This window comes from Trichocoleus sp. AS-A1, from assembly GCF_039962015.1.
GTDB lineage: Bacteria > Cyanobacteriota > Cyanobacteriia > Cyanobacteriales > FACHB-T130 > FACHB-T130.
Map to the genome: position 1 here is coordinate 66,046 of NZ_JAMPKG010000004.1, position 24,381 is coordinate 90,426.

The following is a 24,381-nucleotide window of genomic DNA, read 5'->3' on the forward strand; positions in this document are numbered from 1 at the left end:
AGAATTGAGGGAATGTTTATCTTTTCTAAAATTATGAGTAATTATATACAGGAGAGATGTCCGCTCCACAAAAGCTTTATCATAGACGCAATCTGCCGATTTTCTGTCTATGAGCTATTGCCTGAATTCAGGTTGCAACAAGCCTCAAAACCCTGTTGGCACAAACTTTTGTACAAGTTGCGGAACGAAGTTACTGCTCAAGGATCGATACCGCGCGATCGCGCCCATTGGCGAGGGTGGATTTGGCAGAACTTTCTTGGCTGAAGATGCAGATAGGCTAAAAGCTGCTTGTGTAATTAAGCAATTTTTGCCAGTGCCCGAAATTCAAGGCAATTCAGCGGCCATGCAGAAGGCAACCCAGCTATTTGAGCAAGAAGCGAGGCAGCTACTGCAACTGGGAGAACAACATCCACAAATTCCTAGTTTATTTGCCTATTTCGAGCAAGATAAACGCCTGTATCTGGTGCAGCAATATATCGAAGGGCAGGAATTAGGTCAAAACTTGGAACGGCAGCAAGCATTCACAGAAGAGCAAATTCGAGATTTATTAAATGATTTATTGCCGGTGCTGCAATTTGTCCACGAACATCAGGTGATTCACCGGGATATCAAGCCGACGAATATTATTAAACGTAAAAGAGATGGCAAATTCGTCCTAATTGATTTTGGCATTTCTAAAAAATTAACAGTCGGCACTGGTTTAACTAAAACAGGCACAAAAGCTGGCACAGAAGGCTACGCACCCATCGAACAATTTCGCAGCGGTAAAGCTTATCCAGCCAGTGACTTATACAGTTTAGGCGTTACCTGTATTCATCTGCTGACAGCAACCAAGCTTGATGAACTTTACGATCCATTAGAGGGCTGCTGGCTATGGAAAGAGCATCTGAGGGAAAAAGGGAAAAATGTCAGCAGCCAACTGAGTCAAGTTTTGGATAAGTTGCTGAAAGATTATGTGAAAGAACGCTATCAATCAGCCGCTGAAGTTTTGAAAGACTTAAATGCTGTATCTACCCCACCACCGCCAAAATCTCAGAATTGGAGATGTGTCCACACCCTCATAGGGCATTCAAGCTGGGTTCGTTCTATAGCTATCAGTCCGAATGGGCAGACTCTTGCCAGTGGCAGCAATGACAAAACCATTAAGCTGTGGCAGGTGGACAGTGGCAAGCTGATTCATACTCTCACCGGGCATTCAAGTTGGGTTCGTTCTATAGCTATCAGTCCAGATGGGCAGACTCTAGCTAGTGGTAGTGGAGACAGCACCATTAAACTGTGGCAGGTGGATAGTGGCAAGCTGATTCGCACTTTCACGGGGCATTCAAGGTGGGTTCATTCTGTTGTTTTTAGTCCGGATGGGCAGACTCTAGCTAGTGGTAGTGGGGACAAAACCATGAAGCTGTGGCAGGTGGGCAGTGGCAAGCTGATTCGCGATTTTACGGGGCACTTAGACTATATTTTTTCCGTTGCCTTTAGTCCGGACGGGCAAAGTCTTGCCAGTTGCAGTCAGGATTACACTATCAAGCTGTGGCAGGTGGGCAGTGGCAAGCTGATTCAGACTCTCACAGGGCATTTAAGCCGGGTTTATTCTGTTGCTTTTAGTCCGAATGGGCAGACTCTTGCCAGTGGTAGTGGAGATAAGACTATCAAGATTTGGCACTTGGAGACTGGTAAGCTGATTCACAGCCTCACTGGATATTCAAATTCGGTTTGTTCCGTCGCTTTTAGTCCGGATGGGCAGACTCTTGCCAGTGGTAGTGGAGACAACACCATTCAGAATTGGTCGATTGACAGTGGTAAGCTGATTCACACCCTCAGAGGGCATTCAAATTTGGTTTATTCAGTTGCTTTTAGTCCGGATGGGCAGACTTTAGTCAGTGGCAGCGAGGACAAGACTATCAAGATTTGGCGGTGCGATTAACTGGGCGAGAACTAATGCAAAGCGCGGCTCCTAGTCCATTCTTTGGGCATTAGATAAAATTGAGCTGCAACGTGAAGGCGAGATACTCGACTTTTTTAAAAAGTCGGGTATCTGAAACGCTACCAATCATAGAAAAACAAAATTTTCTAATTTTTACCAAGAACCACCTGTATATTTTTCAACAATTCCTCTGACGTGTAGGGCTTTGGTAAAAATGTTTTGACGTTATTACCAGCGATTTCAGTTATCTGGTAATTAGATGTAAGGCCGCTAACTGCAATAATCTTGACCTGTGGATTGATTTTTTGCAAAGCCCGGATAGTCGTTATACCATCCATAGCTGGCATCATCATATCGACTAATACAGCGTTAATATCTTGCTTGTGTTCTGCATATAGCACCAATGCCTCCACTCCATCAGTAGCGGTTAAAACCTTGTAATTATAGGTTTCTAGAGAAATTTTCGTAAGCTCTCGAATTGAATATTCATCATCAACAACGAGAATTAATTCTCCTTGTCCTCTAGGCAATTCATGAGGCAAGCTTTTCGTCTCATCTGGTATCGTTGCCTGCGTTACGGGTAAGTAAATATAAAACTGCGTTCCTTGCCCCACTTCGCTAAGTACCTGCACAAATCCACCGTGACTTTTAACGATACCCATCACCGTTGAAAGACCTAAGCCAGTACCTTGTCCTATCTCTTTTGTTGTGAAAAATGGCTCAAAGATTCTATCTATTATTTCCCTTGAGATTCCCATCCCTGTATCGGATACAGTAATGACAACGTAAGGGCCAACCTTAGCGTCAAGATTCATCCGGACATAGTGTTTATCAACCCATAGATTCCTGGCACCAAGCTCTAAAGTTCCCCCATTTGGCATTGCATCCCTAGCATTTACGCAGAGATTCATCAATACTTGGTGCAGCTGAGTTGCATCCCCAGAAATAGTCCAAAGATCGAGCATGGGGATATCGGTGCGGATTTCAATCGCTCTAGAAAACGTCTGTTTAACAATCTGCTCAATTTCTTTAATAATGTGCCTTACTTGCAGAGTGGTTCGCTTCCCTTCGACTCCTCGCACAAATGACAGCACTTGTTTAACGAGATCGGCACTTCGTTGAGTATTGGTTTCTAGTGTTTTTAGTATTCGCCGGCTCTGCTCATCCTGAAGTTTGTGTTCCAAGATTTGAACAGACATTAATACAGGTGCTAGGGCATTGTTGAGATCGTGGGCAATCCCGCTTGCCAGAGTGCCGATACTCTCCATGCGCTGTGCCCGAAGAAACTGGGCTTCGAGTTGTTTCCTCTCTGTAATATCGGTATTAACAGTTAAGATGAATTTGGGTTGTTCTTCTTCATCCCGAACGAGAGTCCAGCGACTTGCAACGATAATATTTTTCCCGTCTTTTGTGACTTGATGCAATTCACCCTGCCACTCGTTTTCTTGGGCAAGAATATTCTGATTTTTTTGGAGTTGTGGTGAAATTTCCTTGTATAAAAGTTGATTAGCATTCTTACCAAAAACTTCTTCTGTCTTCCATCCGTACAAACGTTCAGCCCCTTTGTTCCAAAATAGGATTTGGTTGTTCAGGTCTCGGACGAGAATTGCATCGGTTGTAATATCAAGCAAAGCCGCTTGTTCTTGGATTTTCCGATCTGCCTGTTTGCGCTCGGTGATGTCAAGGACAAAACCGACAACGTTTGGTTGAGATGGTTCCATCAGCGCTGCACCAATCATCACTGGAACGCGACGACCATCTTTGGAAATAAATTCTTTCTCGTAGGGAGTACAATTGCCAGAACTGAGGAATTGTGCGATCGCGTCTTCGTCTAAATGGCGATATTCGGGCGGAGTAATTTCATCCCAACGCAAACCTCCCGTTGGCAGTTCCTCCCGCTCATATCCCACCATCTGTAGAAAGGCATCATTCGCTTCGGTAATATTGCCCCGAAAATCTGCGAAAATAATCCCAATGATATTCGATTCAACCAAGCATCTAAATCGAGCTTCGCTTTCCTGGAGCGCTATAAATGCTTGCTCTCGTTCTGCTTCTGCTTGTTTGCGTTCGCATATCTCCTGTTCTAAACGTATATTTTGGTCTATCAGTTTTTTGGTCAAGCAACGCAGGCGTAGGTGGATGCTGACACGGGCTAAAACTTCTTCATGCTGGAGCGGTTTAGTAATGTAATCTACCGCCCCAAGATTCAACCCTTTGACCTTATCCACTGTCTCACTCAGCGCGGTCATAAAAATTACGGGAATATCTTGAGTTACTTGATTCGCTTTTAGGCGGCGGCAAGTTTCAAACCCATCTATTCCGGGCATGAGTACATCTAACAAAATTAGGTCGGGTGAAGCATACTCGGCACTTTCAATTGCACTTTCGCCATCTTCAGCCACTAAAACTTGGAAGCCGGAATGAGCCAGGAAATCGAACAGCATTCCCAAATTGGTAGGAGTGTCATCAACGATTAAGATAACTCCTTTTTCAACCGTATCAACACTCATTCATACCTCTTAAATTCTGTAATAAACTATAAGACTTGTTTCTCTTTAAAACCTTACCGAATTGACAAAATGGGTAGTATACGGAATCAACTGCCGATCCAACCCCTCAAGGTAAGCGATCGCTCTACGACGCCTCTAAAATCGTCTTTCCTTGCCTAGATCGAGCAAGTCTGCGATTTCCTTGGCAGGCGGAGGGTACTCTTGACTTTGAATGCGCCACTCATCAGTTGAACTAATTGACAGCGAATTGCCAATTTTAATCCCGTTCCTTTTGCATCCGGTGCAATACCAATTCCTGTATCTGCCACCTGAAACTGGGTTCTCTCCGTTTGGTAGCCCACTTTGAAAGTTATAACGCCAATTTCTGTAAACTTGACTGCATTGCGAAGTAAGTTAATTAAAACTTGCCGCAATTAGATCGCCTCGCGTCTGAAGATGGGTTTATAAACTTCCTTTAATCGAGAGGATTTACCAATTCCTAACCGCATTTTTAAAGGGTTCCTTTTTTTGCCCTTGATTTGGACTGCAAGCAATCCACCTTTGTATAGATTTTAAGATATTTTTCCTTATTTAAAATTACACCAAATCGTCAAGAAACGTAACGAATTTATAAATTTTTTAGCTTTTGATAACCGAAACTTTTGTTTGTATTTTTAGTATTAAAAATTTATTAAATTTTCAATGTTTATTGCAAACGTCATATAAGAAACAGTTTTAAATGATTCAACCAACCCAATTGGATAGACAAATGTGGCGGTTTTCTTTCTCCTCAGAGATAACGCCTCGCTGGATAATAAGCTTAGGAGGCGAAAAACGTCATGAAACTCACAATACTGGTTGCCGCCGCTTTATCGGTGCCGCTATCGCTGGCGACGCCCGTACAAGCGGCAAATATGGGGCACGTCAAACGATTGCTGGAAACGAAAGAATGCGTAGGGTGCGACCTTTCCGGTGCTGATTTAAGCGGTGCCGACTTGAGAGAAGCGAACCTGCAACGGGCTAACTTAAGGAAAGCCAACCTAACCGGAGCCAATCTGGCTGGTGCTAACTTATACGTAGCGGACTTAGATCGCGCCCAGCTCAGAAACGCTAACTTACAAAATGCCATCCTAAGATTTACGCGCTTAACGGATGCCAACTTAGAAGGTGCTGACCTGCAAAAAGCGACTTTGAGATTTGCAAACTTGACAGGTGCCAAGCTGAAAAATGCCAACTTGCTTGGGGCTGACTTAAATAGTGCTAATTTATACCAGACAAATATCCGATGAAGAATTCTGCCTGGTATCGTTATCCCCGATAATTTAGGTGCATTTAGAACTAAACGCGATCGCCTCTTTTAACTGCCGCACATCACCTGGCGCATAGTTCGCATATTCACAGGCAGTTCTAGCTGCATTGCCTGTTCGATGAAAATTGACGGCACTGGGATATTGGGCGTTGCTTTTACTGTATAGGTGAGCAAAGTGCCATTCTCGTAATCTTGCAAACTTAAGTCAGCACAGAAATCGGTAAAAGTACCTTTTTCCAAGCGAAAATGAATTTCCTGCTGCACGATCTCAGACACACTCAGATAAGCCTCAACCTGAAGACTGAGAAACAGGAAAGTTTTCGTGGCAACTTGGTAAACACTCTTGGAACTCGTCCCTTCCGGTAAGCCAACAGGCGAGGAGACGTTGGAGTGCAGTACCTCAGAGTGAGTAACATCTGGGAAATATTGCACCCAACGGGGATAGTCTGTCACTTGTTGCCAAACGCGCGATCGCTCGATTGGCAAATACATTTGGGCAGTAACAGCACCCCCCCAAGTAGAACGCAATTGCGTTTCTATCAAAATCTCACCTTGCAAAAGCGCCGTTGAGTATCTCTTGCTCAGCGACAAGTCTGAGGCGGCATCCATCGAGTCCGACGGAAAAAGTATACTCATACTGACTCAGCTACTCCTCAATCAATAGTAATTCGATGTCAAGCTAACACAGGTTGTCTCAGACGTGGAAGGCAAGGTATGTTGGCTAATCTCCTAATTTGATCCTACATCGCTGTTTCAGCAACTCAGTATGTAACAATGATGACCATAATTCCTCAAGCATGTCAGGAGCCAAGGAACGTGAGTTGCTCTCCCAACCCAGGCACCGCAATTTTGTTGTATCGCTGGCATTGCTTTAGTGATTACAGCGATTATCGTGGTACTGAAAGGATCGGGCGTTCTGAAGCAGCTTCGACTACGTCATCTGGGCGTTAGTTCTCTTTACCTTGGTTGCTGGTATCCTCGGCGGCATTCGCAGCTTGGGCGGACGTAGCCGATGGCAATATTCTGTTTTAACCATTTATTTGGTCGAGTCTGTGAGCCAAACTCCTAACCCTGAAACCCTGATTTCTTCTATTTTTGCCAGTGTTGTAGGGCTGACAATTGCGGTGTATCTGTTGCGAGGATTTGGAATTCTCACGTTCATCCCTGGCGGCGTTATCTGGATATTAATTTTGCTTTCAATTGCGAGTGGGATTACTTACGGCGTTCAGCGCACTCGCCGATAATTGCTTTCTTTTTCAAAGTTTGTTAAGTCATTTAGTATCTTTAAATACATTTAATATCAACCTTCGGGGCGATTCGCTGGAATTGTCATGTTCGCTATTCTCCAAGAGAAATTAACAAAAATTAAAAAACAAATTTCAGGAGAAGTGAATGACCGCGACAAACCCAACTACACAGCCAAGTGTTTCCACCGTAGAACGCAGTATCTCAGCCGTTTTCAAAGAGCGCGAACAAATTGAGAAAGTGATTCACCGCTTGCTCGATCGTGGGATTTCCCGCGACGATATTTCAGTAATCGGCAAAAACTTTCATTCCGAAACTCGCATTGCTGGATTCATCACCAAAAAAGATGTGATTTTAGGCGGGCTAAGAAGCGGCGGCATCTTTGGTTCCTTGTTTGGTTCAGCCCTTGGCTTGCTGACTGGTGTGGGAGTGCTGTTCATTCCTTTTGTGGGTTCAGTCGTCGCGGCAGGACCCATTGGTGCGGCGTTGCTGGGTGCAGCAAGTGGTGCTTTAGCGGGTGCAGCGGGCGCTGGTTTAGTCTCTGCTTTGGTCGCTTTGGGAATGCCAGAAGACAAAGCTGCCATTTATCAAACTCGCGTCGAAGCTGGAGATTTTCTGGTAGTTGTAGAAGTCTCTGCCAATCAATCCGGTGAAATTCAGCTGCTGCTAGAAAGTGCTGGTGGCGAAGAAGTGCATACCAGCGAAACCACATTACCCCGCAAACGCGCTGGGAAACTGGAAAGTCCTAGCGATTTGTCCCCGGAAGTTCGTTCTCACCTCTCAGAGGATGCTCAAAGGACATTTATCGCCAATTACAACAAAGCGCTAGAAGACTCTGGCGATGAATCCAAAGCCGAACATCATGCCTGGGATGTTGTTTCTGAACAATTTGAACAAGATGAACACGGCTTTTGGTCGAAGGCTAAAGCAAAGCTGTAGCAACTGAGCGGTTGAAAGTGCGTCTACAAGAGAATTAACCTGCTGGCGTGGGTTTCAAAACTTTTGATTCGGCTTAAGGCAAGTGCGATTCAGCGATAGTCCTTGGCTCAAAACTTAAGTTTCTCGAACATGAACAATGGGTTGTGCAAAAGCCGGTGTAACTTCGATTACGTCGGCTTTTAGTATTATGTATAGGCAAATGTTGAGGAGCGATAATGAAGAAGTATATATGTACAGTTTGCAACTACATCTACGATCAACAACAGGGCGACCCAGATAGCGGTATCCAACCGGGTACGGCATTTGAAGATATCCCGGAAGACTGGGTATGTCCTACGTGTGGAGCCACAAAAGGGGATTTTGAACCATACGACGGGTAGAGAGATAATATCGCATCTGTACGGAAATATTCCGTGAAATCGGCAATAGCTTGATTGTGCAACCTTTAAAAGTAGTAGTGATTGGCGGTGGGGCAGCGGGTTTTTTTGGTGCAATTACCTGTGCCGAAACTTATCCCCAGGCGCAAGTAATTTTGTTAGAAGCTGGACGACAACCCTTATCTAAAGTTCGGATTTCTGGCGGCGGGCGATGCAATGTTACTCATGCTTGCTTTGACCCGGCTGGTTTAGTGCAATATTACCCCAGAGGTGGGAAAGCACTTCGGGGGGCTTTTAGTCGTTTCCAAGCTAAAGATACAGTCGTTTGGTTTAGCGATCGCGGCGTCCAATTGAAAACTGAACCGGATGGACGGATGTTTCCAATTACAGATAGTTCCGAAACTATTGTGGATTGTCTGTTTGAGGCAGCAAGGGCATCTGGAGTGCAGATTCGCAGGGGAACACCTGTTGATAAGATTTTCCGGCAAGTGACTTCATTGAATCAACCACTCGACACCGGCTTTGAGATCCAGTTGAAGTCAGGAGAGATCCTCAAGTGCGATCGCATTCTCCTCGCTACCGGCAGCAATCCCCAAGGCTACCGCTGGGCAAAAACTTTAGGACACACGATTGAACCACCCGTTCCCTCTCTATTCACCTTTACGATTTCCGACACCCGGTTGCAAGATTTAGCCGGAGTCAGCGTGGAAAGTGCGCGTCTGCGTTTGGGTGTCGGTAAAACTCAGTTAGAACAAATCGGACCATTACTGATTACCCACTGGGGTTTGAGTGGCCCTGCTGCCTTGAAACTGTCGGCTTGGGCAGCTAGAATGCTGCACGATTGCAATTATCGAACAACGTTGCAAATTAATTGGCTACCCCAGTACAACCCGGAAAAGCTGCGGGAAATGCTTTTGGCGGTCAAGTCCCAATTGCCCCAACGCGCCATTTCTACCAGTTGTCCGCTGCCCTTACCTCGACGCCTCTGGCAGAGTTTAATTGCTGCTGTGGGGATTAGTGGGGAACAGCGTTGGGCGGAATTATCTAATAAAGTTCTCAATCAGCTAATTCAAGAACTTTCCGAGGGTAAGTACCAAATTCAGGGGAAGGGTGTCTTTAAGGAAGAATTCGTTACCTGTGGCGGCGTCAACTTAAAGGAAGTGAACTTTAAGACAATGGAAAGCCGCATCTGTCCGGGACTTTACTTTGCCGGAGAAATCCTCGATATTGACGGCGTCACGGGTGGCTTTAACTTTCAGAGTGCCTGGACGACTGCTTACTTAGCGGGTCAGGCAATGGGCAACGAAGAAATTAAAAATTAAAAATTAAAAATTAAAAACCCAAAAATTTAATTTTTAATTGTGTCTTGGCGGTGCGAATACTTGATGAATCTCTTGTATAGCTGCCAATTCATTTACAGTTGTCCATGAATATGCCGATGAAATTTCACGAAATTGTCGAAAAACTGGGTACTACTGCCGCCTGCAATAGTTTGACCTCAAATACAGATTGCAACCCGGAAATTACGGGAGTAGCACCCGTCGATGAGGCTGCCATTGGCACACTCAGCTACATAGAGGGCGCGAAATTTGCGGCTTTTGTGGGAAAAACCTTTGCCAGTGCCTTAATTTTACCGCCGGATGAAAAGTTACAAGCACAAGCATCTGAGCGGCGAATTGCCTGGATTGCGGTATCCGATCCGCGATTAATGTTTGCCGCCGCGATCGCGCTTTTCTATAAACCCTTCCGTCCAGGGCCAGCAATCCATCCCACAGCAGTCATTCATCCCGACGCCAAAATTGGTCAAGATGTTTACATCGGCGCTCATGCAGTCCTTGAGGCGGGTACAGAGATTGGAAATGCTGTCATCATTCACCCGAATGTAGTCATTTACCCAGACGTGCAGATAGGCGATCGCACGGTATTACACGCTAATTGTTCCATTCACGAACGCACCCGCATCGGCGCAGATTGCGTCATTCATAGCGGTGCTGTCCTCGGTGCGGAAGGCTTTGGGTTTGTCCCCACTCCGACTGGCTGGTTCAAAATGGAGCAGTCTGGCTACACTGTTCTGGAAGATGGCGTCGAAGTGGGTTGCAATAGCACCATTGACCGCCCCGCTGTGGGGGAAACCCGCGTCGCCCACAACACCAAAATTGATAACTTGGTGCATATCGGTCACGGCTGTAAGGTAGGCTCCAACTGCGCCTTAGCCGGACAGGTAGGGATGGCAGGCGGCGTTACTGTCGGCAATCGCGTGCTATTAGCCGGACAGGTAGGGATTGCGAATCAAGCGCATATTGGAGATGGCGCGATCGCTACTGCCAAAGCAGGCATCCACAATGATATTGAACCTGGTGCCATTGTTACTGGCGTCCCAGCGATTCCCCACAAAGTATTCCTAAAAGCAGCAGCCATCTACCATCGTCTCCCGGAGATGTATCAAACTCTCAGGCAGCTACAACGACACCTAGGAGACAAGAAATAAAATTTACAGAAATGTATATACGGCTAAAGCCGTATATATTCATCTCCTGTAAAAGGCTTTTTCTATCTCTTGAGTGATAACAAACACAAGCAGGAGTTTCCAGCTATAGAGGGATTTGGATTCTCTTGATACTCGTATAAATTAAGAGTAACAAAAGAGGAGATTCACCCATGAAAAATTCAAACTTGTCTAAACTAATGAGTGCTGGTGTTCTTGCAGCTAGCGTCGCTCTGGTTCCCATGACCCTACCTGCTTCTGCCCAGACTGATACGACTACATCTCCCGGTACCACCAATACAGCTCCTAGCCAAGGCGTAGACAATACAAATACAAATACTGAAGGCGATCGCGGTTTTGATTGGGGTTGGTTAGGATTGTTGGGCTTAGCTGGTTTGGCAGGTCTTGCAGGTCGTAAGAATCACGAAACGACCGCTTACCGCGATCCCAACGAAGTCGGTTCCTCTACTTATCGCCGCTAAAGCTGATTAACAGCTTGTTCATAGACATTTATTGTCTGTCCGTCACTTTTAAAACCAATTTGCTGGATGTCGTCCTGTTGGAAATCCATCGATTGGAAACATAAGAACAGGAGATTTAAACATGAAAAATTCAAACTTGTCCAAATTGGTGAGTGCTGGTGTTCTTGCAGCTAGCGTCGCTTTGGTTCCCATGACCCTACCTGCTTCCGCCCAGACCGATAGTTCAGCTCCCGGTACCACCAATACAGCTCCCGACACCACCACCACTGCTCCGAGTCAAGGCGTAAACAACGCCGATTATGAAGGCGATCGCGATTCTAATTGGGGTTGGTTAGGACTGCTGGGTTTAGCTGGTTTAGCTGGTTTAGCTGGTCGTAAACACGACGACCGTGTAGCTTACCGCGACCCAAATGAAGCCACTTCTTCTACTTATCGTCGGTAAAGTACAACACAAGTTTCGCCGTAGTTACGTAACATTGACAACTACGTTTTAGAAACAACTTTAATAATTCCTGGTGGAGACGAATATCCATCAGGAATTTTGTTATTTATGCTTTTTGCTAATATAGCAATCCTCTTGAATGTGCATGAGCTTATCGGGAATACTGACAAGAACTTATTGCCGATTACCGATGATCAGCTTGCACAAACGATGTTGATTTTCACGGCTTTGCTGAGTCATTAGCCGCTTTAGGATGCTGCCTGCAATTCATTTAGACGTACCAAAACCTCGCTACTGTGAATTGCAGGATTGATCCCTGTAAATGTCTCGCGTAGCACTCCCTGTGCATCGACAATGAAGGTGTGGCGCATCGAGACAAATCCAATCCAAGAACCGTAAGCTTTGCTCACCTTGCCATCTGTATCAGCCAGCAGTGGAAACTTCAGCTTTTCGGAATCGCAGAACTTGGCATGAGAATCAACAGAATCAGCACTGACGCCAATAATTTGAGTATTTTTATCCAGGTATTTCGGCAAGTCTTGCTGAAATCTGCGGGCTTCTAGAGTGCAACCAGAGGTGAAGTCTTGGGGATAAAAGTAGAGAACCACCCATTGACCCCGGTAATCGGAGAGGGAGACTTCGCCATCGCCGGTATTCGTTGGCAGGGTAAACTCTGGAGCCGATTGATTTACTGCGGGCAGCTTGCCGCCGAGTGCAGCCGCTGATGGTGTAATGCTTAACCAGGTGATGAGGGCGAAAAAACTTGCGAATAGAGTATTGAGGAAGATGCGACGAGAATTCATGATGAAAAGCGAAAACTGAACTTAACATAAGTTTACAGTTTTAATTCGCTCTCCACTTTTATCTGAATATTCCTGGTTAATGGGGGTCGCAGTCTGTCAGGCTTGCCGCGAAGGGTTCATTTACCATAGAGGCAAGGGTTGAGCGCATTGGGAATCAAACCATCAAAATTTTAATCAAGTAGGGGCGCAAAGCTTTGCGCCCCTACTGCAAACTCAAGAAATGACTGGATTAGCCTTTTTGGAGTTCTTTTTTAGGTTTGTAGTAAACCTTCGCCCCTGTATCCGTTACAAAATGACAAGAAGGGTTAGAGCGTAGGAAGGCTTGGAAAACTGACCGCTCGGATTTTCGGTAGTAATTGCCCAAAATAGGTTTAATCGCCTCAGTTGCTGTCTTCAGGTGGTAGTGAGGAATGCTGAGGAATATGTGATGAGCTACATGGGTGCCAATATTATGGTGAATATTATTGATAAACCCATAGTCGTGGTCAATCGTAGATAAGGCACCCTTGAGAAAATACCAGTCTTTCCCACGATACCAAGGAATATCCGGGTCGGTATGGTGCAGAAATGTTACCAATGCCAGCCAGACGACAAAAACCTCGTAGGGGCCTACATAATATTTGACCAGCCACATCCAGCCCCACTGATAAGTTAACCAGCCCAAGCAACCCAGCATCAGCGTCCAGAGGGTTGCGCTAGTGATGACATCCCATTTTTCTGAGGGTCGAAACACAGGGTTACTGGGGAGAAAGTGAGAACCAGGCTTTCCAGGAGTCCCTTTAAACAAGTACAACGGATAAGCCACCAGTAAGGCTAAGGCATTAAAGCGGACAAATTTTTCATACGCGGGCATCTCCCGATACTGGCTTTCTGTAACGGGATACCAGCTTTCATCCGTGTCAATGTTGCCGGTATTTTTGTGGTGAGTTCGGTGGCTGATACGCCACCCATGATACGGCACGAGGATGGGAATGTGTGCCAAATGCCCAATCAGGTTATTTACCCATTTTTTTCTGGAAAAAGAACCGTGACCGCAGTCGTGTCCGACGACAAACAACGCCCAGAACATTGTTCCCTGCGCCAACCAAAATACAGGCCAAACCCACCAGGAATCCAGATAGCTAGCGATCGCGTAGAGGATGCCGATTATCCCTACATCCACTAGAAAATAGAACAGCGATCGTTTGGTGGAGGGCACAAAGCACTCTGGGGGAATGGCGGCTTTCAAGTCTTGAAGGGTAAAGGGGGGTTCTGAGTCACCCAAATATAATTCTTCTTCGACAGGATTATTTAACTCTATGAGCTTAGATTGCACAAAGTTTCCAATTTTACGTAACTGTAGACCAAAAGGCATTATTCTACAGCCGCGCCATCAGTGCAATTAACGCTATAAAGACCGATTAGTCAAGAGTATGGCTGTTGTTTACCTACAAAATCTATTCTGTGGAAAATGCGGTTGCTCATGTAGCATTTAGTATGGTATAGAACAAATACACTTTGATGCAGCCCTTGATGGAGGGACTGGCTTGAACGGGTTCGCAACTACGGCAAGTCGGGGCAACCAATCGGCTCCTTCTGGCATGGAGAGTTTCCGGGAAGCGATCGCAATTGACAGGTTAAACAGTCATTCAACAAAAAGAAACTGGTTAAATCCGGAAAAATCTGCGGAAAAATCTTACCTTAGGGTGTAGTAAGACCCGTCTTGCCAGAAAAGCCGTGTCCTCTCCAAAATCAATTGCTTATAAGATCGGGCGATTAATCATGTGGAAACCCTCTCAAAGCCGTACCACCCTGATTGTTCTATCCAGCTCCCTGGCGTTTGGGATTCTTGGCTGTAATAACGATGCAGCAAGCCCTCCTAGCCCACCAGCCGCCTCAGCCCCAGCGACGCCTGCTGCTAGTGCAAGTCCCGTGGCGGCTGTTGCCAGTTCTGCTGCTGCTACTCAACCGGCTAAACCTGCCTCAACAGCTAAGCCAAAAGCATCCACGGCGACTAAAAAAACACCCGTTAACCAACCGATTAAGACTGGCCCTGACACTTATAACGAAGCGATTGATACTGCCCTTGGCGCGATCGCGATTAGTGAATCTGCCAAAAGCCGAGATGATTGGCAATTAGTTGCCAGCCGGTGGCAAGAGGCAATTGAATTAATGAAAGCTGTGCCAACTTCTAGCCGCAACCATGCGATCGCTCAAAAGAAGCTGCCTCAATACCAGCGCTTTCTAGCCTCGGCTCAGAAACAAGCGGCTCCTCCGCCCAAGCCCAAACCCATTGGACCTGCAATCGTTAACAAACCCTTTTTCACGGTTCCCATCAAACGCCGACAAGGGGACACGATTCCTGTTGTTGACGTGACATTTGATGGCAAAAAGAAATATGAAATGTTTCTGGATACAGGGGCAAGTAAAACGTTGATCACCCGACAGATGGCTTATGACCTAAAGGTGAAACCTGTAGGAATGGCGAACGTAAAGACGGCGAATGGAGTAGCTGGGATATACTTTGGGTTTGTTAATTCGATGCAACTGGGTGGAAATCTCGTCAAAGATGTGCTGGTAGGAATCGGACAACCCGACTTGGACATTGGACTGCTAGGACATGACTTCTATGACGGCTATGACATCACCATTAAAAAAGATGTGGTGGAGTTTCGTCGCCAGCGCTGAAGAACGAGCGCGATTTTAATGGGGTACAGTGTATTTTGACTCCCTACTACCCTACAAAAGGCTACCGCGTACACACAAGTCGGTGGTCTTCCTAAGCCCCGCTTCGTTTGCGAAGCATATGCCGTTAGGCTATAGCCCAGAGGGGCTTTGAATATGGCTCCCCTTCTCACCCCTTCGGAGTAAGCAAGGTACTTAGGAAAGGGGCGGGGACTTAGGTCTGAGAGGGCTTCGAGCAAAATTAGTCACTGTACCCGACAAGGGGAGGAAGCTAGATTTTCTGGCTTCTCTTTCCGAAAAGCGGACGCTTGGGGCGTCACCGTGCCGTTTAGTTAGCGATCGCACTGATTGATATTTATTCTAGGAATCACTCCGGAAAAGCTTCGGAACGGGTGCCAAAGTCATAGAGTGGTTAAGTGGGTTATCAAAACTGGCTATGCCAACACTGACACCAGACCAGCGCAATTACTACTACCTCTTAGAAGCGGAACGAACTGGCATTCACAAGCCGATTCTGGCAGCGCTTTATCAAGTGCTATCTTCACCGCAGTTTTCGGACGGAGAAAAGGGACTGGGCATCTCCCCAGCGAATCGCATTCCCCTACAGGAGGTGGATTCTTTTCCCAAACAAGTGCAATATGCTGCCAATACTATCCGCAGTTTAAGTAACAATCTGGTCGCTCAGGGGTGGAAAGGAGCGGATCTGTGGGACGTACAAAAAGGGCGCTACAGCGATCGCTTTATTCAAGCTGTGGCTGATGGTTATGCACCGCCAGCAAGCGAACCGACAGCAGCGCGGTTGGAAGCCAGCGATGGCAAGGCGTTACTGCAAGCGTACCTAAAAGACATCGAAACCGATTTCAGTGCAGAAGGCTTGCCCCACAATCTTGCCTACCTGGATAAGGCGCTACTGACCCTAGTGGAGCGAGTTCCAGAATACTATACTGGCTTGCCTCATCAACGGGATGCTGCCCTGGAAGTGGTGCGGATGTGGCGTCAGATGGATACAGAAGAAGCCGCGATCGCGTCTTTGCTGTCTCCTGGCACAGTCATTGGCGATAACTTCGAGGAATCCCAGATGGATGTTCCTCTCAAACAATTTATCCAGCGAATTTCTCCCAATTACTCCGGTTATCCCTATCAGCGAGAAGCCCTGCTGCGGCTAGCCCAGCTGTGGCGTCAGCTAGAATCGCGGGAAGTTGCGATCGCTTCTTTGAAAAACAACACCTCCGCCGATACAGGGATTAAAATTGTCGATCCGGCCCTGATTGCCTTTATCCAGCGCATCCCGCAGTACTATCAAGCTTCAGGCAACCAACGCAACGCGCTAACTGAATTAGTTCGGATCTGGCGAAAGTTGGACTCTCGCGCTTCCGCGCTGGCATCATTGGGAATCGACCCTCTACTGCTGAGTGGCACGACAAGCGATCGCACCAGGTTATCGAGTCTTGCCGCCCAGCTAGATCGAGAATTGCTGAATTTTGTTCGGCGTCTGCCGATTGAATATAAAGAAATCGACCACCAACGAGAAGCTTTAATCCGCCTGGTTCAACTTTGGCGCGATTTGGCAACCAGAGATCAAGCCATTCGCTCCTTATTTGAGGATCTCAAACGCATGAATCAGGCACGGAAAGATTCTCCGGACGCCGCACCCAAGCCGGTTCCAATCGCTGTCGCCAAGCGTCCCGACAGGTGGACGCTAAGGAATATTCAGCTGTCTGCCCCCATCGTTCCGGATGGCAACTTTACCTGGGCAGAAGCTACCCACGGCGGCACCCGAATGCCTCCTAACCAGGCGACGCTGGATGCCATGATCCGGATTGCGAGACTCGCACAAAGGGCACGCGATCGCATTGGGCGACCCTTCATCATCACTAGCTGGTATCGACCTCCAGCGATCAATCGTGCAGTTGGTGGGGCAAGATACAGCCGTCATATTGTTGGAGATGCAATAGACTTTCTCTGCGAAGGTCTTTCTGGCGATCAACTTTACTGGTCTCTCGACCCTTGGTGGCCCGGTGGTTTGGGTCGTTACACCAGCTTCCCGAACCTGTGTCATCTTGATGCGCGAAGCTATCGGGCACGCTGGCGAAACTAAAGTGAGGCACAGAGGTACACAAAAGCTCCTCTTTCTATCAATGGTGAGCGGTTAGGGTTGGCTGACAAATCTTTCCGTATAGGTTGGGTTTCCCGCTGTTGAACCCAACCGCAGCCAGTGTTTCGTTGGCTCCGTGCGGGAATGAAACCCAACCTTGTATTTGTACTTCCGCAAGGAAACTCCAAAACATTTGGCTTTTCCACAACCCTACTAATCTTTATCCGGTTTCCGGAGGAGAAAACAAAAATTTAATCTACGGTTTGCCTATCGGGATATGAAGGTATACAATAAAAACATTCTGCTAGAATCATGTCCATAGTAAAAACATTTCTATACCTATAGATAGATGAGCGATCGCATTGGACACTTAAAACACACCTGGGTACAATCTCATAATCCTTCACATCCAGCATTGAGATTGCAACAACAGCAACAAACAGAGCCGATGTTCTACTATTTTGCTTACGGTTCTTGTATGTGCCCGGTCGATTTAAAGCGTACATTCGGCGAGAACACCCATAGTTACGTGATTGGTGCTGCCACACTGAAAGGATATCGGCTAGGATTTTATCGTCGCTCAGCGCTTCGTAACTGTGGTGTTTTAGATATGGTAAAAGATCCATCAGCCTCAGTTGAAGGAGTTCTGTATCGACTACCGTGGAGATTGAGCGATCGCTTAGATGAACGCGAAGAAGTCCCTCAAGGCGGTTATCGCCAGGAAATGGTCAACGTTTCCTGCCAAGGTCGGACATATACCAGCGTTCGTACCTACGTTGTCGTTAATAAATTAGCAGAAGAACTCGCCCCCAATGACTGGTACTTTAACGTTGTCCTGCGCGGTGCCTTAACCTGCGGGCTTCCAGAACAGTATTGCTGGCAACTGTTTAACCATATGCATCAGTTACAACAGCGCCACTGGGTCTCATCAGTCTCTACGGTTCGTTTAGTTAGCGGTAATTGATCGTTCGTCATTCGTCATTAATGATTCGTTTTTGGTCAGCAATTCTGAGCAAACACCCAAAAGCTCATGACAACTGACAATTCCCCCGTATTTATTATTTATTAAAATACTTGTAGGGTAGTTAATTTTTACCCTCATCCTAGATATTGCTAGGCTTAAAATGTAAACATACATTTTTTGTAAATTCTTGGTGTATGTTTACAAAAGCAAAATTTCTAAGCATATTATTAGTAACATTCATTATTGTATCCGCTATTCATATTTATTCCAAAAATGCTTCAAAGATTCCTCAAGTTCAAGTACAAAAAATAATAAGCAGAGAAAATACAGCTAATAATTTATGCGATTGCCAAAGCCAAGAATGGCAATTCAGCATAGAATTTATCAGAACGGATCATCAAGGAAATACAAAGGCTAAAGGTGCAAATTATGTTCTTATTTTTGATCCAAAATCTCCGAAACTAGATTTTAAGGTTAGTCTTGCTTTAGCCCATGAAATTTATGCTAAAGATGCTAAAGGAAGATTCCGCAAAGAATATGTTCCAAAACAGTTTCATGAAATTATAGCCGATGATAATGCAAAACTAAATGGCAAAAAACCGATTGCAGCCATTAACGGGGATTATATAGATCCTGAGAATAAACCCCAAGGCTTGAACATTTCGAGGGGGGTAGAATATTCGGGTTTATTTAAAGATAAGCGGTCTTCTTTTGGAATTTCAGGAGGTACGGAAGCGCGAAAGGCGACGATTCAGATTGGAAAAAGAAACGAGCAAAATTTAAACTATAACTTAGTAGGAGGAAATGGAAGATTTTATAAAGATGGAATATTTAAAGATATTTGTAATGACTTGGGAGAATATGCCTGTAAACACGAAACCAGTCGCTCAATGGCAGCAATTACTTCTAAAGGCTATGTAATTTTATTGGTTAACAACGTCGAAACCGATGGGCCATTGTATCCAGATAAGTTTGATGATGTCCTGAAAGGAATTTCTAACAATCACTGTTTAGGAAATATTCAGGAAGCGATGTTATTTGATGGTGGGTTTTCAACAGCTTTTTACTATAACGACAAAATCTATGTAGAAAACTCTAATCCAATTGGCTCAGTTTTCTTAATTTATAAAACCGAGTAAAACTTTATTAAGCTACTTTTATATTTATAAGTCTCAAGTTTCATCTGCATTTTCTATACAGTCTTCACAGTGATATTTTTTAGGTTACACTTTGCAAGCGGCGTTTAGGTTTATGCAACCGAGTTTACCTCTCATCGAGTATATTGCTATACTCTATTAATTTACTTAAGTTTACTTTTTATCTCAGACAGAGACTTTTCAGTTTCTTTGATTTTTGCTTCTTTTTTTAATTTTTCTAATTTCTCATCCAAAATAATTTCTATCCCTTTTTTTAGACTACTAAAATGATTCAAGCAATCTTCTTCACTTAACTCATGAATTCCTTTACTTAGAATTGAATAAATAATTGTATTTTTAACTAATGATTCAGGCAAAATATCTTTCAATAAACCGATTTTTTCATTAACTCGACTACTGTTGTAAAATTCTTCGTCCCATGCATCTGTTTTTTTAGCTTCTTGATGAGCTTCTTCGACTAAATTTTCAAATATTCTTCTTAAATAAACAAAAGAGCCAATACCGATTTTATGACTGACAAGCCCAATAGCCCTACTGAATTCCTTATATTTTGTTTCACCTAATACTTTTCTATACTTTCCTATCTCGGTCATATTCAAATCAGCAATTGAAGGATATTGACCAATTTTTTGAATTGTACCTTCGCATACTTTAAAACAAAAATGCATCCTATGACTGTTATCCCTGGCGCAGGAAAAATTGACATTAAATATTCTATTATTTAGATTAGATTCTTGCCAACGAATTAGTAAAGGATTTTGATTTTTAGCATTAGCAAGTATTTTTTTGTCTTTAATCGATTTTGACAAATGTCCTAATATAGGTTCGTTAATACCAACCATTTTCTTGAAGGTACTTGGCTTTTTACAATTCAGGCAGAAAGCATCAATCGAACCTTTGAAATTTTCAATTTCCTTAATTAGTTCGGAATTAGGCTCTACTTCAAAAGAACCATAAAGAGGAATTTCCAGAAAAAACTCTATAGGAGAAGGAAATTCATTGTTTAAATTTGCCACCTTTGATACTCCTTGGTAATAAAACTTAAAGCTAAACCTATACCCTAGAACCATAAGCTAGTAGGGTTAGGTGAAAGCTTATGAGTTACATAATAACTACCATATCATCCGATTAGCTTATGCTTACACCTTCAATTTCTGCCTCCGATAATTCATACAATTCGCGTAACTTCTGTAATTTCTCCTCAGAAGGTTGCCAGAAACCTCGCCCATTTGCTTCTATCATTCTCGCAACAATATTGCGGAAAGCTTCGGGATTCGCCTCGCGCAATTTATTCGCCATCTCTGCATCTAAAGCATAGGTATCTACTGCTTGGTCGTATACCCAATCATCGGTAAAATCAACAGTACCACCCCAACCAATTAGTGCTGTCATGCGTTGGGAAATTTCGTAAGCGCCACCGGAACCTTGATTCGCCATTGCTTCTGCCCATTTGGGGTTTAGCAATTTGGTACGGTACTCCATCCTCAGCAAGTCGTCTAAATTGCGAGGCGTGGTGTCTTTAGAGAAGCTTTCGACGAAGCTGGCGCTAACTTTTTTACCGCGTTGTTTTTCTGCGGCTTTTTTCAAGCCGCCAGTGTTGGCGTAATATTCTTGAATATCGGTAAGACCATATTCAACCGAGTCGATTTCTTGGACAATGCGATCGCTTGTTTGCAACAACTGCGTCAGCACTTCCGGTCTAGCTTGTCCTTTGTCTTTTCTACCGTAGCTGAAGACATTGCGATCGCGCCAAGTATCCCCCAATTCATCCCCCGATTCCCAGTTACCATCGGTTACGCGATCGTTCACTAGAGAACCAAAATCACCGGCAGGGTTAGAAAATAATCGCGCTGAGGGATTGTCTACACCTTGAGATTTCAACGCTAAAGCGTGTTTGCGGATAAAGTTTTGGTCTTCCGGTTCCTCAGCATCAGCGGCGCGTTGAAACAAGTCATCCAATAATTCAATAATGTTGATAAAGGTATCGCGGAAAATACCTGAAAGATTCCCCAACACATCAATACGCGGATGACCAACTTCTGCTAAGGGTTTCAATTCATAACGGACAATTCTTCCCGTACCTTCCTTAACAGGTTCAGCACCCACTAATTCCAGCAAAATTCCCAGAGATTCGCCCTTCGTTTTAATCGCATCCAATCCCCATAACATTACTGCTACAGTTTCCGGATAAGAAGCCTGTTCCTTAAGATGTTGGGCGATAATCTTTCTAGCAACTTCTCGACCCCTTTCGTAAGCGGCTGGTGAAGGCATCCGATAGGGATCTAAAGCATGAATATTCCTGCCTGTTGGCAACACACCAGCACCATCCCGCAACAAATCACCACCCGGCGCAGGCGGAATATATTCGCCATTAAGTCCCCGCAGCAAATTAGTGATTTCTTCACTATTTTGTTGCAATAAATCACGTATTTTTATCGCTTCATCTATTAACTCTGGAAGATTAGGATTGATGCGAAATTTAACATTAGGATATGTTTTGTTTAAGGATTCCCAGTGTGCTGACAGTGCTGTCTGTTTGTCTGCGCCTTTAGCAACTGCCTCAATAATGTCTTTTGGTAACTCAAAATAAGCATCAAAATAGCTAATTAGCCCTTCTGGAGTTGGTGGTTCCCCCAGCGTATGCAAACCAGATGAGAAAAGACGATTTTCTAGAACTTGCAGATATTCGTACAGTTTTACTAAGTAAGAATTAAAAACATCTGCACTGAACAGTCTGGCATTCTCAGGAGAGAAGTCAATACCTAAGCGTTTAGCATCCTCAAAAGAACAATCTGCATCCAAACCCGTATCTACAATCTTTTTACAAATTGCTTCCTTGAGGGCGTAATTTTTTTGCGGATCTTCCCGATACTCCGCGATTAAATCGCGCAGCGATACCAATTCTTTGTACAATCCAGCACGACCATAAGGCGGCACATTATGGGAAATCAGTACCCCGTAGCCGCGACGCTTTGCCAACATTGATTCAGAAGGATTGTTCGCCGCATAGATATATAGATTGGGGATATTTCCTAACAGAATATCTGACCAAGAATAGCCCGTATTACCGAGCGGAGATCCGGGCAACCATTCAACCGTTCCGTGCATTCCGAAGTGAACGACAGCATCAGCTTGAAAGTCGTTTTGCAACCACTTATAGAAGGCGGCGTACTGAGGATGAGGTGTTAAATCGCGCTCAAACATTAGTCGCATTGGGTCGCCGGAAATTCCCAAGGGTGGCTGTACGCCTATCCAAATATTTCCTAGCTGTATCCCTCCAATTTGAAATTCATCTCCATAAGTTTTGATGCCAGTTCCAGTGAGGGATTTCCACTGTTTTTCGATGCGAGTCGTTAGCAAATATCCCAGCCAATTTTCTAAGGTTTTAGCGTTAACGCTTGTACTTGCCTGAACTCCGCCGTCAACGGAGGTGAATGATCTTGCCCCCTCCCCGTTCACGGGGAGGGTTGGGGTGGGGTTCTCATCCGCCTCTTTCACTATGCGAATTAATTCTTCCCCATCTTCCGGTAATTTTCCAACGTTGTAGCCTTGGTCTTTGAGGGCGTGGAGGAATTTAATTAGACTTCGCGGTACATTCAATAAAGCCGCTGTCCCCGTCGCCCCATATCCAGGCGGAAAACCATATAAAATCACGGCAATTTTACGTTCAGCCGTTGGCTTTTGTCGCAAGGAAATCCATTTTTTCACCCTTCCAGTTAAACGTTGAACTCGTTCTGGAATCAGATAAATATCTTCTCCTACTAATCCACCGAGGGGAACAGGATCGATTGCCCCATCCAGTTCTGGCAAAGCATATAAAACAACACTTTGTAACCCGCCCACACCCTGCCGTGTCCAAGAATGGATATCTTGAATTAGTAGCGGTGCAGCGACGATATAGGGTACATTCTTGGCAGTTAGAATGCGTTTTGCTACTTCCACTTGTCGCCCTGCTTCCATTGACCCCGCAGGGCCACCGACGAGGGGAAAGCCAATCGTAGAGACAATTGCATCTACTGGAACCGCATCTTCAGACAGAGATGGAGTTTCAAGATTACCGAGTTGTCGCTGTTGCATTTCGTAGTCTGTGGTCATCCAATCCCGCACCGCCACATGACCTTCGACGCCGTTGATAAAGATTGGCAAAGGTATCAACCCAGCTTTCTCAAAGTGGCGAATGAGTTGGGGAATGTAAGGCTGTTTGGTGATAACGTGCTTGCGATAAAGCAGAATGCCGACAACTGGGAATTGGGAATTGGGAATTGGAAATTGGGAATTGGAAATTGGTGAATTCTCTTTGTTTTTATCTTCTCCTTTGCGAAGCTGTTGATACCATTCCAAATATGCCCTTGGGGATTCAAAAAAACCTTGATAATCGGGATGCAGTAATCCCATATTTGGAGTTTCAAGGGGCGGCGGAATTTCTCCTACCTTTAACTGCAAATATTTCTCTGCCAGCGTCCAGAACATCGACGCGACATTTTCTGTTCCACCAGCGTTCCAATAACCGTAAATAATTAGCCAGTTGCGTAAGTCTTGCACTTTTTGCACTGGCACAAATTTTAATAATTTTGGCCCAACTTTTAAAAAGCTAATATAACCGGCAAGTTTGTCTTCTTCTCGCCCGTTGCTGAATTTGTCGAGAATAAATTTAACTGGCTTGGGCATTCCCTTAGGCTTGTCGCCAATTTTGAACGCGCCTATCTGAGTGAGGCTCATCAATTCCAAGGCTGACTCGAAAACGAGGCGAATCGGAATATTTTGCACCCTTTGGCGCAACCACATGACTTGGTCGTAATCAAATAGCAGACTGCCAAAAAAGACATCTGCCCCTTGGAGTGCGGCTTCTACGGCGTCTGGTTCCGTCGTGAGGGCGCGATCGCTAAACACCCGAATATCCAACTCCGGACACCTAGCCTGAGCCAAATGAGCTGCCTTCCGGTACAAGTCAGCGTTGAATGATTCAAACCCAGCAATTAGAACAATGCGTTTCATGCCCAGAGAGATTA

21 protein-coding genes are annotated in these 24,381 nt (G+C 45.1%); 14 read left to right on the forward strand and 7 right to left on the reverse strand.

Features of this window, described 5'->3' with window-relative positions:
- Positions 1-109: 109 nt before the first annotated feature.
- Positions 110-1,921, forward strand: coding sequence for a serine/threonine-protein kinase (locus tag NC994_RS04675; RefSeq protein WP_190439730.1), 1,812 nt, complete (start codon positions 110-112; stop codon positions 1,919-1,921).
- Between the two features lie 146 nt (positions 1,922-2,067).
- On the opposite strand, the gene NC994_RS04680 is transcribed toward NC994_RS04675, so the two are convergent.
- Both NC994_RS04680 and NC994_RS04685 read right to left on the reverse strand, forming a co-directional pair.
- Entirely contained in the window at positions 2,068-4,431 is a 2,364-nt protein-coding gene (locus NC994_RS04680; protein ID WP_190439731.1) for a response regulator, read from the reverse strand.
- A gap of 155 nt (positions 4,432-4,586) precedes the next feature.
- Entirely contained in the window at positions 4,587-4,844 is a 258-nt protein-coding gene (locus tag NC994_RS04685; protein ID WP_190439732.1) for an ATP-binding protein, read from the reverse strand.
- A 405-nt stretch (positions 4,845-5,249) separates the two neighbouring features.
- Between NC994_RS04685 and NC994_RS04690 the strand changes: the two genes are divergently transcribed.
- Complete coding sequence (locus NC994_RS04690; RefSeq protein WP_190412747.1) at positions 5,250-5,699, forward strand: pentapeptide repeat-containing protein; 450 nt, start codon at positions 5,250-5,252, stop codon at positions 5,697-5,699.
- A 68-nt stretch (positions 5,700-5,767) separates the two neighbouring features.
- Here NC994_RS04690 and NC994_RS04695 read toward each other — a convergent pair whose 3' ends face one another.
- Positions 5,768-6,355 carry an SRPBCC family protein gene (locus NC994_RS04695; RefSeq protein WP_190428625.1) on the reverse strand — a complete coding sequence of 196 codons (588 nt, stop codon included), beginning with the start codon at positions 6,353-6,355 and terminating at the stop codon, positions 5,768-5,770.
- Between the two features lie 416 nt (positions 6,356-6,771).
- Between NC994_RS04695 and NC994_RS04700 the strand changes: the two genes are divergently transcribed.
- From NC994_RS04700 to NC994_RS04730, 7 genes are all read left to right on the forward strand, one after another.
- Complete coding sequence (locus NC994_RS04700; RefSeq protein ID WP_190412750.1) at positions 6,772-6,963, forward strand: hypothetical protein; 192 nt, start codon at positions 6,772-6,774, stop codon at positions 6,961-6,963.
- A 148-nt stretch (positions 6,964-7,111) separates the two neighbouring features.
- Complete coding sequence (locus NC994_RS04705; protein ID WP_190412751.1) at positions 7,112-7,903, forward strand: ChaB family protein; 792 nt, start codon at positions 7,112-7,114, stop codon at positions 7,901-7,903.
- Between the two features lie 215 nt (positions 7,904-8,118).
- On the forward strand, positions 8,119-8,283 hold the full coding sequence (gene rd / locus NC994_RS04710; RefSeq protein ID WP_190439734.1) for a rubredoxin: 165 nt from the start codon (positions 8,119-8,121) through the stop codon (positions 8,281-8,283).
- A 50-nt stretch (positions 8,284-8,333) separates the two neighbouring features.
- A complete protein-coding gene (locus tag NC994_RS04715; protein ID WP_190439736.1) occupies positions 8,334-9,602 on the forward strand; it encodes an NAD(P)/FAD-dependent oxidoreductase in 1,269 nt (422 codons plus the stop codon).
- A 116-nt stretch (positions 9,603-9,718) separates the two neighbouring features.
- A complete protein-coding gene (gene lpxD, locus NC994_RS04720) occupies positions 9,719-10,768 on the forward strand; it encodes a UDP-3-O-(3-hydroxymyristoyl)glucosamine N-acyltransferase (RefSeq protein WP_190439739.1) in 1,050 nt (349 codons plus the stop codon).
- 170 nt (positions 10,769-10,938) lie between these two features.
- Positions 10,939-11,247 (forward strand): WGxxGxxG family protein, encoded by a 309-nt coding sequence (locus NC994_RS04725; protein WP_190412755.1) that lies wholly within the window; start codon positions 10,939-10,941, stop codon positions 11,245-11,247.
- A 121-nt stretch (positions 11,248-11,368) separates the two neighbouring features.
- Positions 11,369-11,689, forward strand: a complete 321-nt coding sequence (locus NC994_RS04730; protein WP_190439742.1) for a WGxxGxxG family protein — start codon at positions 11,369-11,371, stop codon at positions 11,687-11,689.
- Between the two features lie 248 nt (positions 11,690-11,937).
- Here NC994_RS04730 and NC994_RS04735 read toward each other — a convergent pair whose 3' ends face one another.
- Together NC994_RS04735 and NC994_RS04740 are read right to left on the reverse strand one after the other, a co-directional pair.
- Complete coding sequence (locus NC994_RS04735; RefSeq protein ID WP_190439745.1) at positions 11,938-12,492, reverse strand: peroxiredoxin; 555 nt, start codon at positions 12,490-12,492, stop codon at positions 11,938-11,940.
- Positions 12,493-12,721: 229 nt separating this feature from the next.
- Positions 12,722-13,807, reverse strand: a complete 1,086-nt coding sequence (locus NC994_RS04740) for a fatty acid desaturase (protein ID WP_347276953.1) — start codon at positions 13,805-13,807, stop codon at positions 12,722-12,724.
- Between the two features lie 211 nt (positions 13,808-14,018).
- Here NC994_RS04740 and NC994_RS04745 point away from each other — a divergent pair, with 211 nt between their 5' ends.
- From NC994_RS04745 to NC994_RS04765, 5 genes are all read left to right on the forward strand, one after another.
- Positions 14,019-14,183, forward strand: a complete 165-nt coding sequence (locus NC994_RS04745; RefSeq protein WP_190439751.1) for a hypothetical protein — start codon at positions 14,019-14,021, stop codon at positions 14,181-14,183.
- 70 nt (positions 14,184-14,253) lie between these two features.
- Complete coding sequence (locus NC994_RS04750; RefSeq protein WP_190439754.1) at positions 14,254-15,159, forward strand: retropepsin-like aspartic protease; 906 nt, start codon at positions 14,254-14,256, stop codon at positions 15,157-15,159.
- A 433-nt stretch (positions 15,160-15,592) separates the two neighbouring features.
- Entirely contained in the window at positions 15,593-17,254 is a 1,662-nt protein-coding gene (locus NC994_RS04755) for a D-Ala-D-Ala carboxypeptidase family metallohydrolase (RefSeq protein WP_190439758.1), read from the forward strand.
- 346 nt (positions 17,255-17,600) lie between these two features.
- Positions 17,601-18,215 carry a gamma-glutamylcyclotransferase gene (locus NC994_RS04760; protein ID WP_190439763.1) on the forward strand — a complete coding sequence of 205 codons (615 nt, stop codon included), beginning with the start codon at positions 17,601-17,603 and terminating at the stop codon, positions 18,213-18,215.
- Between the two features lie 194 nt (positions 18,216-18,409).
- Positions 18,410-19,354, forward strand: coding sequence for a phosphodiester glycosidase family protein (locus NC994_RS04765; protein WP_190439767.1), 945 nt, complete (start codon positions 18,410-18,412; stop codon positions 19,352-19,354).
- Positions 19,355-19,515: 161 nt separating this feature from the next.
- Here NC994_RS04765 and NC994_RS04770 read toward each other — a convergent pair whose 3' ends face one another.
- Positions 19,516-20,388, reverse strand: coding sequence for a short-chain dehydrogenase (locus NC994_RS04770; protein WP_190439769.1), 873 nt, complete (start codon positions 20,386-20,388; stop codon positions 19,516-19,518).
- Positions 20,389-20,500: 112 nt separating this feature from the next.
- The gene (gene bchH, locus NC994_RS04775) at positions 20,501-24,367 is read right to left on the reverse strand and encodes a magnesium chelatase subunit H (protein WP_190439770.1); all 3,867 of its coding nucleotides are present in this window, start codon (positions 24,365-24,367) and stop codon (positions 20,501-20,503) included.
- Positions 24,368-24,381: the final 14 nt, after the last annotated feature.